Here is a 13,818-nt window from a genome sequence, read left to right as displayed (position 1 = left end):
CATGGGCGTGACCGAGGATCTGGCCGACGCCCTTGCCCGCGACGTTCTGGCCGCACAGGACGAGATGGAGCAGGAGCGTTTCTATCTCGATGTCGCCAAGATGCTCGCCACCGTCTCGCCTTCGATGGAAGAGGCGTTCATGACCGCTGTGCGCGTGCGTCTGGCCGAACGCCGGGCGCGCGACTACCTCAACCGCCGCCTTGGCGCCCATCGCAAGGGAGCCGCCGGGTGACCGACCGGCTGACCGCGCAGTTCGCCTTTCTGAATGCCGCCGATGGCCTGAAATCGGTGGACCGCGCCAATGTGCTGATGGATGGCAGCCGGGCGGAGAACAGCGCCGAACATAGCTGGCATCTGGCGCTTTGGGCGCTGGTGCTGGGCCATGGTCTGCCCGAGCTTGACCGGGCGCTGGCCATGCTGGTGCTGCATGATCTGCCCGAGGTCTATTGCGGCGACCATCCCATTCATCTGATCGACAACCCCGATAAGGTCGCACAAGCCGAGGCAGCGGCGGCAGACCGGATTTTCGGCCATGCGCCGCCCGATCTGGCCGCACCATTGCGCGCCCTTTGGAATGAATTCGAGGCGGGCACGACACCCGCCGCGCGCCTGGCCAAGCGGCTGGATCATGCGCAGCCGCTGCTGCAGGTGCTGATGTCGCCCTGCCCGCCCGCCGATCATCTGGATGTCGTGCGCGACAATCTTGCCACCGGCCGCGCCGCACGGTTCCGGCAGGAATGGCCGGAGTTCTACACCCATGCGGTTGACCTTCTGGCGGGTGGTCCGGGCACCGCAGGCCCCGACCTGCGCGCACGGCTGGCCTTTCTGGCCGAGGCGGACCGGCTGAAATCGGTGACCCGCGCCACCACGCTGGTGGATGGCTCGCGCTGCGAAACTTCGGGCGAACACAGCTGGCATCTGGCGCTTTATGCGCTGGTGCTGGCCGATCAGGCGGCGCCCGCAGTCGATATTGCGCGGGTGATGCGCATGCTGATCCTGCACGATCTGGTGGAAATCGACGTGGGCGATGTGCCGATTCATTCGGCGGATGGCAAGGCGCATGGCTCGACCCAGACACAGGCCGCCGAAGCCGCCGCTGCGGACCGGCTGTTCGGCCTGCTGCCCGTCGCCACCGGCACCCATCTGCGCGCCCTGTGGGAAGAGTTTGAGGCGGCTGAGAGCCCCGATGCCGTTTTCGCCAAAAGCCTTGACCGGGTGCAGCCGGTGATGGCGAACCTGATGTCGGGCGGCGGGACGTGGATCACCTATCAGGTCACCGCCACGCAGCTTGAATCCCGCGTGGGTGTGAAAGTCGCGCGCGGGGCGCCCGCTCTCTGGCCTTGGGTGCGGGCGCAGGCAGCGCCGTTCTTTGGCACCTGATCAGGGCAGCCGCCCCTTCTGTTGCATCTGCGGCAGCATGTCGCGCAGGGTGTTCCCCTGCGCCAGCCAGCCGCGCACTGCGCAGGTGGACGCTACATAAAGCGCCAGCGCCCCTTCGCCCTTCACCCCGGATCGCCGGGAAAACTCGCGGTGATTTCGCGGCAGCGGCACCTGCCGCCCCGCACAGGCCGCCGCATCGGCTGCCTGCGCGGGCTCGCCCGAAATCAGCACCGCCGCGCCCTCGTCGAACCAGATCGGCAAGGCGCCGGTCAACAGGCCCAAGGGCGGAATGGCGCTGTGCAGCGAGGCATGGGTCAGCTCGTGGCTGAACACCCCTGCCGACTTCGCACCCTTCGAATTCACGGTGATGAGGCTGTAGCCATAGGTCATACCCCGCGTGGTATAATTGTTCCGCCGGTCACAGGCCCGCGTGGTGCACACCAGCCATTCCGGGCGCGCCACCCCCCCCAGCGCCTTGCCGACCACCTTTTCGGCCGCGGCAATATCCCGCCGGATTCGGGCAATCGCCGCCGGTTTCGCGGCGCGGTCGATCCAGAGACCGGGCGCAACCTCGGTCATACCCTCTCGGTTGGGCAACAGACCCGCCTGCACAGGCAGTCCGAACAGGATTGCTGCCACGACACCCGCCAGCCAGAACCGTTTCACTGCCCACTCCCCGTTGCGGTACCGACCCATCGGCGCATTTTGGTATGCAATTGCATACCGGGCTTCCCTTGCCGCAGTTTTTCCTTTATGCAGCCTCCATCCGAATCCTCAACCTGAAAAGGCCAGGCGCATGACCAAGATCAAGGTGGCGAACCCCATCGTCGAGATGGACGGCGATGAAATGACCCGGATCATCTGGGATTTCATCAAGAAGAAGCTGATCCTGCCCTATCTGGATGTCGACCTGCTCTATTACGATCTCGGCATCGAAGAACGTGACCGCACCAATGACCAGATCACCATCGATTCCGCGCTGAAGACCAAGGAAGTCGGCGTGGCGGTGAAATGCGCCACCATCACCCCCGATGAACAGCGGGTCGAGGAATTCGGCCTGAAACAGATGTGGAAGTCGCCGAACGGCACCATCCGCAACATCCTCGGCGGTGTGATCTTCCGCGAGCCGATCATCTGCAAGAACGTGCCGCGTCTGGTTCCGGGCTGGACCCAGCCGATCGTCGTCGGCCGTCACGCCTTTGGTGACCAGTATCGCGCCACCGACTTCCTGTTCCCGGGCAAGGGCAAGCTCACGATGAAATTCGTGGGCGAAGACGGCACCGTGATCGAACGTGATGTGTTCGACGCCCCCGCCGCCGGTGTGGCCATGGGGATGTACAACCTCGACCAGTCGATCATCGACTTCGCCCGGTCCTCGATGAACTATGGCCTCATGAAGGGCTGGCCGGTCTATCTGTCGACCAAGAACACCATCCTCAAGGCCTATGACGGCCGCTTCAAGGATCTGTTCGCCAAGGTCTATGCCGAAGAGTTTGAAGACAAGTTCAAGGCCGCTGGCATCCATTACGAACACCGCCTGATCGACGACATGGTGGCTTCGGCGCTGAAATGGTCGGGTGGCTATATCTGGGCCTGCAAGAACTATGACGGCGACGTGCAGTCGGATACCGTGGCGCAGGGTTTCGGTTCGCTGGGCCTGATGACCTCGGTGCTGATGACGCCCGATGGCAAGACGGTCGAGGCGGAAGCCGCGCACGGCACCGTGACCCGTCACTACCGTCAGCATCAGGCGGGCAAGGAAACCTCGACCAACTCCATCGCGTCGATCTTCGCCTGGACCGGCGGCCTGAAGCACCGCGCGAAACTGGACGGCAATGAGGCGCTGGCCAACTTCGCCACCACGCTGGAAAAGGTCTGCGTGCAGACCGTCGAAGACGGCTGGATGACCAAGGATCTGGCGCTGCTGGTCGGCCCCGACCAGAAGTGGCTCACCACCATGGGCTACCTCGAAAAGGTGGACGAATACCTCAACAAGGCTCTGGCGGGCTGACGCCGGAGCGGGGCGGCCTTCGGGCCGCCCCTTCTCGTTTCACCACAGCGTATGCTGCATCCCTGGCGGCATCGGGGGCGAGGCCGCTTTTGGCGGCAGGCCGATGTCACGGCGCATGCGGTCATCAAGATCCTGGAACTGCGCCGCCAGTGGCCGCCGGGGTGCGGGGCGCAGCAGCGCCAGCGCGGCGGCGATGAACACGCGGCGCGCACCAAGGCTGTGGATCAGGGCATGGATTGCCGGAAGGCTTTCATCTTTGGTCATGGGATTTCCGATGCGGATCACGCAACCGGCCTCTGCTGTTAGGTTGAAAATGACCGGACAGAGGTGCGACATCACGGCCAATGGCCCGTCACGCGCGCTTTGTGAAAGAAGTCCGGTCAGGGGTTCAGACGGTTGGCCACATGGGGCCGGTGAACTGCGGTCAGGCTCGGGCCAGGACGCGGGTTCGCTGCGAAGCTCGGGCAATGGCTGCTGCCGAGTTCACGCCGGTCGAAAGGGCGTATGCGTTGTAAGCCATGATCCGCCCTCCCTGTCTGAATTGCCGGATGCGACCCTGCTTGCACATGCGGCCGAGTCGGGGCAAAGGAAAATGCCGCCCGTGGCCGTTCTGCCGCGCGACGTGGCTGAAGGGCAACAGGCCCGAGGAAGGAACCAGATGACTGCTACGGGTCGCCATTCCCTGATCGAAGATGCCCAAGGCATTGCTTATGGCACCGTCATGGCATCTTTCGGCATCGTCATCCTGACGCATCTGGGCCTTGTCACCGGACAGACGGCGGGGCTTGCGGTCCTGATTTCCTACGCGACGGGCTGGGGCTTCGGCCCGGTGTTCTTTGTGATCAACCTGCCCTTCTATCTGCTGGGCTGGCTACGCATGGGCCCGGCCTTCACGGTCAAAACCTTCGTCGCTGTCGCCGCCCTCTCGGGGCTGAGCATGGTCATGCCCGGCTGGATCGGCTTTGACCGTCTGAACCCGGCTTTCGGGGCGGTGCTGTTCGGCCTCGCCTCCGGCTCCGCCTTGCTGGCACTGTTCCGCCATGGCGCGAGCCTTGGCGGAATCGGAATTCTTGGCCTGATGATCCAGGATCGCTGGGGGGTCCGCGCGGGCTGGGTGCAGCTGGGTTTTGATGCGCTGTTGTTTGCTATCGCCCTCTGCCTGCGGGATGTGCCGACGGTCGCGCTCAGTTTCATGGGTGCGGTGGTGGTCAATCTGGTCATCGCGATCAATCACCGCCGCGACCGCTATATCGTCGCCTGACTCCCGCAGGCCGGGCCCTGCACGGCACACAGAGCAGCCTTGCAGAATGCGCGCCGCTCATTTCGCTGCGATGCGGCATATTTAGGTCATGAATACTGACCTTCAATTCACCCCACGCCACTCGCTGCTGGAAGATGCCCAGGGCCTGACCGCCGCCGCCATACAGGCGGCGCTGGGTATCCACCTGCTGCGTGCGGCCGGCTTGATCACAGGCGGCACCGCCGGGGTCGCGCTGTTGCTGTCTTATGCGACAGGGTGGAACTTCGGTCTGACCTTCTTCGCCGTCAACCTGCCCTTCTATGCCTTCGCCTGGATGCGGCGCGGCGCAGTCTTTGCCCTGAAGAGCTTCGTGACCGTCACCGCCGTCTCGCTTCTGGCCAGCGCGCTTGTAACATGGCTGCCGCTTCCCGGCATTCATCCTGCCGTCGCCGCGATCCTGTTTGGCGTGGTCGCGGGTGTCGGCCTGCTGGGCCTGTTCCGGCACGCCTCCAGCCTTGGCGGCGTGTCCATCGTGGCGCTGATCCTGCAAGACCGGCTGGGCCTTCGCGCGGGCTGGGTCCAGCTGGGGTTCGACCTCACCCTGTTCCTCATTGCTCTCACTGTCCTGCCCCTCGACAGGGTGCTGTGGTCGGCGCTCGGCGCGGCCATTCTGAATTTCATCGTGGCCATGAACCATCGCCGCGACTGGTATATCGTCACCTGAACCGGCCTTTTGCACAGGTTTCACTGGCGTTTCCGCCTGACCTCCTGTAAGGCGCCCCCAAACCCATTCTGTGAAAGAGACCCCTCCGATGGAGCTTCGCAACATCGCGATCATCGCGCACGTTGACCATGGCAAGACGACCCTCGTGGACGAATTGCTGAAACAGTCCGGCGCTTTCCGCGAAAATCAGGCCGTCAGCGAACGCGCCATGGACAGCAACGATATCGAGCGTGAGCGCGGGATCACCATTCTGGCCAAGGCCACCTCGGTCGAATGGAATGGCAACCGCATCAACATCGTCGACACCCCCGGTCACGCCGATTTCGGCGGCGAAGTCGAACGCATCCTGAACATGGTGGATGGTGTGGTGCTGCTGGTCGATGCCGCCGAAGGCCCGATGCCGCAGACCAAATTCGTGACATCCAAGGCACTCGCCCTCGGCCTGCGCCCCATCGTGGTGCTGAACAAGGTCGACAAGCCGGATGCCGAACCGGACCGCGCCCTGAACGAAGTGTTCGACCTCTTTGCCAACCTCGGCGCCAGCGACGAACAGCTCGACTTTCCGCATCTCTATGCCTCGGGCCGCGCTGGCTGGGCCGATGACAGCCTTGACGGCCCGCGCAAGGATCTGACCGCGCTGTTCGAACTGGTCGTGCGCCACGTTCCGGCGCCGAAACAGCTCGCCAAGGCGGGTGAGCCGTTCCAGATGCTCGCCACCACCCTGTCGGCCGACCCGTTCATCGGCCGTATCCTGACCGGCCGGGTCGAGGCAGGCACGCTGAAAGTCGGCGCCTCGCTGAAAGCGCTGACCCGCACGGGCGAGCGGATCGAACAGTTCCGCGTCACCAAGATCCTCGCTTTCCGCGGCCTCGGCCAGCAACCCATCGACGAGGCGGTGGCAGGTGACATCGTCACCATCGCTGGCATGACCAAGGCAACCGTGGCCGATACGCTCTGCGATCTGTCGGTCGATACCGCCCTGCCCGCCCAGCCTATCGACCCGCCCACCATCTCGGTGACGTTCGGCATCAATGACAGCCCACTGGCAGGCCGCGACGGTAACAAGGTGCAGTCGCGCGTCATCCGCGAACGGCTGATGAAAGAGGCCGAAACCAACGTCGCGATCCGCATCGAAGACACCCCCGGCGGCGAGGCCTTCATCGTCTCGGGCCGCGGCGAACTTCAGATGGGTGTGCTGATCGAGAATATGCGCCGCGAAGGGTTCGAACTGTCGATCTCACGCCCGCGCGTGATCTTCCGCGAGGAAGGCGGCCAGCGCCTCGAACCGATCGAGGAGGTCATCGTCGATGTGGATGACGAATATTCCGGCGCCGTGATCGACAAGCTGACGGGCGAGCGCAAGGGCGATCTGGTCGAGATGAAGCCGGCAGGCGTCGGCAAGACCCGGATCGTGGCCCACGTCCCCTCGCGCGGTCTGATCGGCTATCACGGCCAGTTCCTGACCGATACACGCGGCACCGGCGTGCTGAACCGCATCTTCCACGACTGGGCGCCGCACAAGGGCCCGATCCAGGGCCGCCGTCAGGGTGTGCTGATCTCGATGGAGAACGGCACCTCGGTCGCCTATGCACTGTGGAACCTCGAGGAACGCGGCAAGATGTTCATTGGCGCGCAGGAAGCCGTCTATGTCGGCATGCTGATCGGTGAACATTCGCGCGACAACGATCTGGAAGTGAACCCGCTGAAAGGCAAGAAGCTGACCAACGTCCGCGCCTCCGGCACCGACGAAGCCGTGCGCCTGACACCGCCGGTCCGCATGTCGCTGGAAGAAGCTATTGCCTATATCGACGATGACGAACTGGTCGAGGTCACGCCGAAGATCGTGCGCCTTCGCAAACGCGAACTGGACCCGCACGAGCGCAAGCGCCAGGCCCGCGCCGAATAAGGGGGCTCTGCCCCCGCGCATGCGGCGCTCCCCCGGAGTATTTCAGGCAAGAAGCAAATCATCTTGCTCCTTGTCCAAATACTCTGGGGGGTGAGGCGAAGCCGAGGGGGGCAATGCCCCCCTTTTTTCATGCGGCTGCGGCCAGTCGGCAGGGGAGGAACGGTTCGACCGTGAGGCCATCGCCTTCAAAGGTACAGAAGCTGGCCTCCGGGATTTCGAGCCAGTCCTGTTCGCCGCGTTCCAGCGGCTCGGACACCACGGCACGGCCCCCCCGTGTCGGGGACCAGCGGTGATAGAGGCTGGGCGCCTGTTCGTCAGTGGCATAGCGCATGGCATAGAGCCGCTGGCCATCGGACATTGCGACGGTCAGGCGCAAATGCGGGGCATCGCCCTTTTCACGGGCCAGCCGGATAAAAGCTGCCGCCGCGCGTTCCATCGCACCACGCGGATCTTCTTCCAGTCCCTCCGCCACGGCCGCGAGGAACAAGGCCTCGCTGTCGGTCGCACCTTTGCGTGCCGCGTAAAGCGTATCGGGGATCAGCATTTCGGCATGGCGACGGAAATTGTCATAGCCGCCGACCTGCCCGTTGTGCATGAAGCTCCATCGCCCCCAGGTGAAAGGGTGGCAATTGTTGCGGCTGGTTGCGGTGCCGGTTGACGCGCGGACATGGGCGAGGAAAAGGCCGGATTTCACCGTCGCCACAAGGCTGCGCAGATTTGGGTCACTCCAGGCCGGCATGACATCGCGGTAAAGCCCCGGCTCAGGCCGGTCGCCATACCAGGCGATGCCAAACCCGTCGGCATTGATCGCGGTGCGGCATTCGGTGGCGCACTGGCTTTGGTGGATCAGGGAATGGCCGGGGCGGCTGACGATATCTTCCAGAAAGATCGGTGCGCCAATATAGGCGGCCCAACGGCACATTCACATCACTCCTGCGGCCGGTTGATCCGGTCGTCGCCTGTATTGCGGGGTTTCTGCACTCGCATCCTACAGCATGTGGCAGAAAAATGAAGATGGCATGACGCCTTGTCCGCGCTTGAAAACGGGAACAATTCCCGCGATCCTACGAAATATGGAGAAACTTGACCATATCGACCGCCGCATCCTCGCCATCCTGCAACGGGACGCCAGTCTTTCGCTGGAGGATCTGGGCGAAAGGATCGGCCTGTCCCGCAATGCGGTCTGGCGCCGGGTCAGGGCGCTGGAGGAAAGCGGCGTGATACGTGCCCGTGTCGCGCTGCTGGACCCGGAAAAGCTCGGGCTGGGCCTGACCGTCTTCATGATGATCCGGGCCGAGCGTCATACCCCCGACTGGCTGGAGAAATTCACCCGCGCCACGCGCGACATGCCGGAAATTCTGGGTGCCTACCGGATGACCGGCGATCTGGATTACCTGATCCGCGCGCGGGTGGCGGATGTGAAGGCGTTCGACCGGCTTTACAAGGATCTGATCGCGCGGGTCGAACTGCACGATGTCTCCTCCAGCTTTGTGATGGAGGAGACCAAGGAGACCACCGCGCTGCCGGTGTGAGGCAGCGCGGCGCCAAAGATCATTCGGCTTCTTCGACGACACACAGATCTCGAATGCTGGCGCCTTTTGCATGGGCCAGCGCCGCCTGATAGGCGTCGCTGTTGTAGCAGGCAACGGCAGCCTCCAGCGAGGGGAAGCGGGCAACCACGTTGCGCGCGCGGTCATTGCCTTCCAGCTGCACATAACGGCCGCCGCGGGCGAGGAAGGCCCCACCATGCGCGGCGATGGCCGGGCCGGCCTCCTTGGCGTATTTGCCGTAAGCCTCGGCGTCGGTGACGGTCACATGAGCAATCCACAGGGCAGTCGGCATCGGGTCAGCCTCCAATCACGGTTTCAACGGCGGCAATGGCCTGATCGGCCAGCGTGATGTCGGCACCGCCCGCCTGCGCCATGTCGGGCCGGCCCCCACCGCCCTTGCCACCCAGAGCCTCAGCCGCAGCCTTGACCAGTGTCACCGCCGACAGGCGATCGGTCAGATCCGCTGTCACACCGGCCGCCACGGCCGGTTTCGCGCCGGTATCAGCGATCAGCAGCACCGCACCCGAGCCGATACGGGCCTTCATCTCGTCGATGAGGCCGGGCAGATCCTTGCCGGAAACCCCCTGTATGACCTGAGCAATCAGCTTCACACCGTTGATTTCCCTGGCTTCCGGTCCGCCGGATTTACCACCCATCGCCAGTTCGCGGCGCAGGGTGGCAACCTCGTTCTCCAGCTTGCGGCGTTCGTCCAGCAGCGCGCGTGCGCGGTCGGCCAGTTCGGTTGCGGGCGCCTTCAGGACCGCGGCCACATCTGCCAGCAGCTTCTGCTGTTCCGCGACATAGGCCAGAGCCCCCTCGCCCGTCAGCGCCTCGATCCGCCGCACACCGGCCGACGAAGCACTATCGCTGAGCAGAAGGAAGGCGCCGATCTCGCCCAGACGGGCGACATGGGTGCCGCCACAAAGTTCAAGGCTATAGGTATGCCCATCGGTGCCCTTGCCTGAACCCGGCAGCGTGCCCATCGAAACGACGCGCACCTCGTCACCGTATTTCTCGCCAAACAGCGCCTGTGCGCCCAGGCCACGCGCATCATCCGGGGTCATCACCCGGGTTTCCACGGCACCGTTCTGGCGGATGAAAGCATTCACCTCCGCCTCGACCTGCGCCAGTTCCTCGGGCGACAGCGCCTTGGCATGGGCGAAGTCAAAGCGCAGCCGGTCCGCCGCGTTCAACGAGCCACGCTGCGCGACGTGATCACCCAGAATCCGGCGCAGCGCCTCGTTCAGCAGGTGTGTGGCAGAGTGATTTGCGCGGATCGCGCCGCGACGCTTGTGCTCGACCTCCAGCTTGGCGGGCTGGCCGCGCAGGATCGACCCTTCGACCACCTCGGTCATATGGATGAACACACCGGCAGCCTTCTTGGTGTCGGTCACACGCGCAAGGCCGGTATCGGTGCGGATCAGCCCGCTGTCGCCGACCTGACCGCCGCTTTCGGCATAGAAGGGCGTCTGGTTCACCACGATCTGCACGGCAGCGCCTTGCGCCGCATCGCCAATCGCCGCACCATCCTTCACCAGCGCCAGGATCTGCCCCTCAGCAGTTTCGGTGTCATAGCCAAGGAATTCGGTCGTACCATGCGCCTCGGCCAGTTCGAACCAGATCGCGGCATCCCTGGCCTCGCCCGAGCCCGCCCAGGACGCACGCGCCTTGGCGCGCTGTTCCTCCATTGCCACGTCGAAACCGGCGACATCCACCGCCCGGCCTTTCTCGCGCAGCGCATCCTGCGTCAGATCCAGCGGGAAGCCGTAGGTATCGTAAAGCTTGAAGGCCGCCGCCCCCGGCAGATCGCCGCCTTCCGGCAGCCGCGCGAGTTCGTCATCCAGCAGCCGAAGGCCACGATCCAGCGTGGTGCGGAACCGGGTTTCCTCCAGCTTCAGCGTCTCTTCGATCAGGGCCTGCGCGCGGGTCAGTTCCGGGTAATGCCCGCCCATCTGCCGCACCAGCGCCGGGACCAGCCGGTACATCACCGGGTCCTGGGCACCCAGCATATGCGCATGCCGCATCGCGCGGCGCATGATGCGGCGCAGCACATAGCCGCGCCCCTCGTTCGAGGGCATCACGCCATCTGCGATCAGGAAGGAGGTTGAACGCAGGTGATCGGCGATGACGCGGTGATGCACCTTGCCGGGGCCGTCCGGGTCGCCGTTGGTGACATTGGCCGAAGCCTCGATCAGCGCGCGCATCAGATCGGTGTCATAATTGTCGTGCTTGCCCTGAAGCAGCGCGCCGATCCGTTCCAGCCCCATGCCTGTGTCGATCGACTGCATGTCCAGCTCGCGCTTCGAGCCATCCTCGAACTGTTCATATTGCATGAACACGAGGTTCCAGATCTCGATGAAACGGTCGCCATCCTCCTCGGCGCTGCCAGGCGGGCCACCCCAGATCTTGTCGCCGTGATCGAAGAAAATCTCGGTGCAGGGGCCACAGGGCCCGGTCGGCCCCATCATCCAGAAATTGTCATTGGTCGGGATGCGGATGATCCGGTCATCCGACAGGCCCGCGACCTTCTTCCAGATATTCGCCGCCTCGTCATCGGTGTGATAGACGGTGACCAGCAGCCGTTCCTTCGGGATATCGAAATCCTTGGTCAGCAGTTCCCATGCGAAAGGGATCGCCTCGGATTTGAAGTAATCGCCGAACGAGAAGTTGCCGAGCATTTCGAAGAAGGTGTGGTGCCGCGCCGTATAGCCGACATTGTCCAGATCGTTGTGCTTGCCGCCCGCCCGCACGCATTTCTGCGCCGTCGTGGCGCGCACATAGTCGCGTTTTTCCACGCCGGTGAAGCAGTTCTTGAACTGCACCATGCCCGAGTTGGTGAACATCAGCGTCGGGTCATTGCGGGGTACGAGCGGGCTCGAGTCCACGACCGTGTGACCGTTACGGCGGAAGTAATCGAGATAGGTGGACCGGATGTCGTTCAACGACGGCATGATGTCGAGGCTCCGCGGCTGCGCCCCTAGGGCGGGAATGCTGTTGCGATCCGTTTAGCGGCGTGGCGCGGGGCTGTCCACCATTGCAAGGGTCACAGGGCACGGGCACATGCAAAAAGGCGGTCCGTCACCAGACCGCCCCTTGAGTGTCGTCGCTTGCGGACTGAATTTGATCACATATCCACAACGTCTTCCGAGCCGGGCTCTGACATGTGGAAATCGAGCCCGTTGGCGGCACGGATCTTGTCTTCGATTTCCATGGCGACGGTGGGATTGGCCTTCAGAAAATTCTTGGCATTCTCACGCCCCTGGCCGATGCGCTCATCCCCATAGGAATACCACGAACCCGATTTCTCGACCACGCCGGCCTTGACGCCGATGTCGATCAGCTCGCCGGTTTTCGAGATCCCCTCACCATACATGATGTCGAATTCAACCTGCTTGAACGGCGGGGCCACCTTGTTCTTCACCACCTTCACACGAGTTGAGTTGCCCACCACCTCGTCGCGCTCCTTGATCGCACCGATGCGGCGGATATCCAGACGAACGCTGGCGTAGAACTTCAGCGCATGACCGCCGGTGGTGGTTTCGGGATTGCCGAACATCACGCCGATTTTCATACGGATCTGGTTAATGAAAATTACCATGCAGTTCGAGCGGCCAATCGAGGCGGTCAGCTTGCGCATCGCCTGGCTCATCAGGCGGGCCTGCGCGCCAACTGTGGCGTCACCCATGTCGCCCTCAATCTCGGCCTTCGGGGTCAGCGCCGCGACCGAGTCGACCACCACGAGACTGACGGCGCCGGAACGCACCAGCGTATCCACGATCTCCAGCGCCTGTTCGCCGGTGTCGGGCTGGCTGATCAGAAGTTCATCAAGATTAACACCCAGCTTACGCGCGTAGCTTGGGTCCAGTGCATGCTCGGCATCGACAAAGGCACAAACCCCACCCTTCTTCTGCTCTTCCGCCACCACATGCAGGGTCAGCGTGGTCTTGCCGGAGCTTTCAGGCCCATAGATTTCGACAATGCGGCCTTTCGGCAGCCCGCCGATCCCCAGCGCGATATCCAGCCCCAGCGAGCCGGTCGAGGTCGCCTCGATCTCCATCGCCGGGTTCTCGGCACCGAGCTTCATGATCGAGCCCTTGCCGAACTGCCGTTCAATTTGTGCCAGCGCACTTTCGAGCGCCTTCTGCTTGTCCATATCGCGCTTTCCGTTCAGATCGAGCAGGGTTGCCGTTGCCATTTCTTCGGTCCTTATCCCATAGCCGCACGGTCTGGGCAATGTGCGGGCGCTTTGCAGCTAGTTCCCCTCTTGTTCCAGATTTTCCAGATCAAAACAAGAACAAATCTTCTGTCTCTTCCGTAAAATCAGCTTTTTCCCATTCGGGTTAAGAGATAGTTTACAAGGGCGGGGTCAGAGGCATCCCGATGTAAAAAAGAGGCAGGAATGCTCGTTTTCTGGCACCAGCGACTGACCATGCTGGCGACGCCCAAGACAGGGACCACCGCTATCGAGGCCGCGCTCGAATCGCTTGCTCATCTGGCGATTCAGCGGCCCCCGCAATTGAAACATGCGAACCTCCGCAAATATCACCGCTTTATCGGACCCTGGCTGGAAAGCGCCGCGGGGGCGCCGTTCGACGTGATCGCGACGATCCGGGAGCCTCTGGACTGGCTTGGAAGCTGGTATCGCTATCGTCAGCGCGAGGATATTGGCGACGCGGCGAAAAGCACCGCCGGGATCAGTTTTGATCAGTTTGTTCGCGACTATTGCTCCGATGCCCCACCCGCCTATGCCGCCGTCGGCGCGCAGTCGCAGTTTCTGGCGCCGAAGAATGAAAAGGGTCTGACCCGACTGTTCCGCTATGAGAGGATCGAGGATCTGATCCAGTTTCTGGAGGACCGGCTGAACTGTGAGATCCTTCTGCCCAGGCTGAATGTCTCGCCCGTCATGGAACTCGGGCTGGACCCTGCAACCGAAAAGCTGCTGCGCAAGGTCGCCGCCAGGGAGTTCGAGCTATACGACACTGTCGCCAGCCAGGGCTAAGCACCCGA

At 63.3% G+C, this 13,818-nt stretch carries 14 protein-coding genes; 8 read left to right on the top strand and 6 right to left on the bottom strand.

Going from position 1 to position 13,818, the window contains the following annotated elements; genetic code table 11:
- Window position 1 precedes the first annotated feature (1 nt).
- Entirely contained in the window at window positions 2–232 is a 231-nt protein-coding gene (locus IE126_RS18895) for a hypothetical protein (RefSeq protein WP_054303628.1), read from the top strand.
- The gene (locus IE126_RS18890; RefSeq protein ID WP_189381858.1) at window positions 229–1,380 is read left to right on the top strand and encodes an HD domain-containing protein; all 1,152 of its coding nucleotides are present in this window, start codon (window positions 229–231) and stop codon (window positions 1,378–1,380) included. Before IE126_RS18895 ends, IE126_RS18890 begins: the two co-directional genes overlap by 4 nt.
- Here the strand turns inward: IE126_RS18890 and IE126_RS18885 are convergent, their stop codons facing one another.
- Entirely contained in the window at window positions 1,381–2,046 is a 666-nt protein-coding gene (locus IE126_RS18885; protein WP_189381857.1) for a hypothetical protein, read from the bottom strand.
- Window positions 2,047–2,176: 130 nt separating this feature from the next.
- On the opposite strand from IE126_RS18885, the gene IE126_RS18880 reads away from it, so the two are divergent.
- Complete coding sequence (locus IE126_RS18880; protein ID WP_108129517.1) at window positions 2,177–3,391, top strand: NADP-dependent isocitrate dehydrogenase; 1,215 nt, start codon at window positions 2,177–2,179, stop codon at window positions 3,389–3,391.
- Between the two features lie 39 nt (window positions 3,392–3,430).
- Here the strand turns inward: IE126_RS18880 and IE126_RS18875 are convergent, their stop codons facing one another.
- Window positions 3,431–3,655: a hypothetical protein gene (locus IE126_RS18875; RefSeq protein WP_054303632.1), complete on the bottom strand. Its 225-nt coding sequence runs from the start codon at window positions 3,653–3,655 to the stop codon at window positions 3,431–3,433.
- Between the two features lie 394 nt (window positions 3,656–4,049).
- Between IE126_RS18875 and IE126_RS18870 the strand changes: the two genes are divergently transcribed.
- The 3 genes from IE126_RS18870 to typA all read left to right on the top strand — a co-directional run bounded on the left by IE126_RS18870 (window position 4,050) and on the right by typA (window position 7,261).
- A complete protein-coding gene (locus IE126_RS18870) occupies window positions 4,050–4,652 on the top strand; it encodes a YitT family protein (protein WP_189381856.1) in 603 nt (200 codons plus the stop codon).
- Between the two features lie 88 nt (window positions 4,653–4,740).
- On the top strand, window positions 4,741–5,355 hold the full coding sequence (locus IE126_RS18865) for a YitT family protein (RefSeq protein ID WP_189381855.1): 615 nt from the start codon (window positions 4,741–4,743) through the stop codon (window positions 5,353–5,355).
- A gap of 88 nt (window positions 5,356–5,443) precedes the next feature.
- Complete coding sequence (gene typA / locus IE126_RS18860; RefSeq protein ID WP_108129513.1) at window positions 5,444–7,261, top strand: translational GTPase TypA; 1,818 nt, start codon at window positions 5,444–5,446, stop codon at window positions 7,259–7,261.
- 127 nt (window positions 7,262–7,388) lie between these two features.
- Here typA and IE126_RS18855 read toward each other — a convergent pair whose 3' ends face one another.
- Window positions 7,389–8,183 carry a class II glutamine amidotransferase gene (locus tag IE126_RS18855; protein ID WP_189381854.1) on the bottom strand — a complete coding sequence of 265 codons (795 nt, stop codon included), beginning with the start codon at window positions 8,181–8,183 and terminating at the stop codon, window positions 7,389–7,391.
- A gap of 151 nt (window positions 8,184–8,334) precedes the next feature.
- Between IE126_RS18855 and IE126_RS18850 the strand changes: the two genes are divergently transcribed.
- The gene (locus IE126_RS18850; RefSeq protein ID WP_054303723.1) at window positions 8,335–8,793 is read left to right on the top strand and encodes an Lrp/AsnC family transcriptional regulator; all 459 of its coding nucleotides are present in this window, start codon (window positions 8,335–8,337) and stop codon (window positions 8,791–8,793) included.
- A gap of 19 nt (window positions 8,794–8,812) precedes the next feature.
- Here the strand turns inward: IE126_RS18850 and IE126_RS18845 are convergent, their stop codons facing one another.
- The 3 genes from IE126_RS18845 to recA form a co-directional block, all read right to left on the bottom strand.
- A complete protein-coding gene (locus IE126_RS18845; RefSeq protein ID WP_054303637.1) occupies window positions 8,813–9,103 on the bottom strand; it encodes a DUF1330 domain-containing protein in 291 nt (96 codons plus the stop codon).
- Between the two features lie 4 nt (window positions 9,104–9,107).
- On the bottom strand, window positions 9,108–11,762 hold the full coding sequence (gene alaS, locus IE126_RS18840; RefSeq protein WP_189381853.1) for an alanine--tRNA ligase: 2,655 nt from the start codon (window positions 11,760–11,762) through the stop codon (window positions 9,108–9,110).
- A 173-nt stretch (window positions 11,763–11,935) separates the two neighbouring features.
- Window positions 11,936–13,006 carry a recombinase RecA gene (gene recA / locus IE126_RS18835; RefSeq protein ID WP_054303639.1) on the bottom strand — a complete coding sequence of 357 codons (1,071 nt, stop codon included), beginning with the start codon at window positions 13,004–13,006 and terminating at the stop codon, window positions 11,936–11,938.
- A 204-nt stretch (window positions 13,007–13,210) separates the two neighbouring features.
- Here recA and IE126_RS18830 point away from each other — a divergent pair, with 204 nt between their 5' ends.
- Complete coding sequence (locus IE126_RS18830; protein ID WP_189381852.1) at window positions 13,211–13,810, top strand: hypothetical protein; 600 nt, start codon at window positions 13,211–13,213, stop codon at window positions 13,808–13,810.
- Window positions 13,811–13,818: the final 8 nt, after the last annotated feature.

Source organism: Gemmobacter nanjingensis (assembly GCF_014652195.1).
Classification (GTDB): domain Bacteria; phylum Pseudomonadota; class Alphaproteobacteria; order Rhodobacterales; family Rhodobacteraceae; genus Gemmobacter; species Gemmobacter caeni.
Note: the sequence above shows the minus strand (reverse complement) of the source record. Positions and strands in the feature narration are given on the sequence as shown.

What these genes read in the sequence shown, in the direction of transcription:
- IE126_RS18895 (WP_054303628.1), top strand. Translation starts at nt 2, where the DNA reads ATGGGCGTGACCGAGGATCTGGCCGACGCCCTTGCCCGCGACGTTCTG.
- IE126_RS18880 (WP_108129517.1), top strand. Translation starts at nt 2,177, where the DNA reads ATGACCAAGATCAAGGTGGCGAACCCCATCGTCGAGATGGACGGCGAT.
- IE126_RS18875 (WP_054303632.1), bottom strand. Translation starts at nt 3,655, where the DNA reads ATGACCAAAGATGAAAGCCTTCCGGCAATCCATGCCCTGATCCACAGC.
- IE126_RS18870 (WP_189381856.1), top strand. Translation starts at nt 4,050, where the DNA reads ATGACTGCTACGGGTCGCCATTCCCTGATCGAAGATGCCCAAGGCATT.
- IE126_RS18865 (WP_189381855.1), top strand. Translation starts at nt 4,741, where the DNA reads ATGAATACTGACCTTCAATTCACCCCACGCCACTCGCTGCTGGAAGAT.
- typA (WP_108129513.1), top strand. Translation starts at nt 5,444, where the DNA reads ATGGAGCTTCGCAACATCGCGATCATCGCGCACGTTGACCATGGCAAG.
- IE126_RS18855 (WP_189381854.1), bottom strand. Translation starts at nt 8,183, where the DNA reads ATGTGCCGTTGGGCCGCCTATATTGGCGCACCGATCTTTCTGGAAGAT.
- IE126_RS18850 (WP_054303723.1), top strand. Translation starts at nt 8,335, where the DNA reads ATGGAGAAACTTGACCATATCGACCGCCGCATCCTCGCCATCCTGCAA.
- IE126_RS18845 (WP_054303637.1), bottom strand. Translation starts at nt 9,103, where the DNA reads ATGCCGACTGCCCTGTGGATTGCTCATGTGACCGTCACCGACGCCGAG.
- alaS (WP_189381853.1), bottom strand. Translation starts at nt 11,762, where the DNA reads ATGCCGTCGTTGAACGACATCCGGTCCACCTATCTCGATTACTTCCGC.
- recA (WP_054303639.1), bottom strand. Translation starts at nt 13,006, where the DNA reads ATGGCAACGGCAACCCTGCTCGATCTGAACGGAAAGCGCGATATGGAC.
- IE126_RS18830 (WP_189381852.1), top strand. Translation starts at nt 13,211, where the DNA reads ATGCTCGTTTTCTGGCACCAGCGACTGACCATGCTGGCGACGCCCAAG.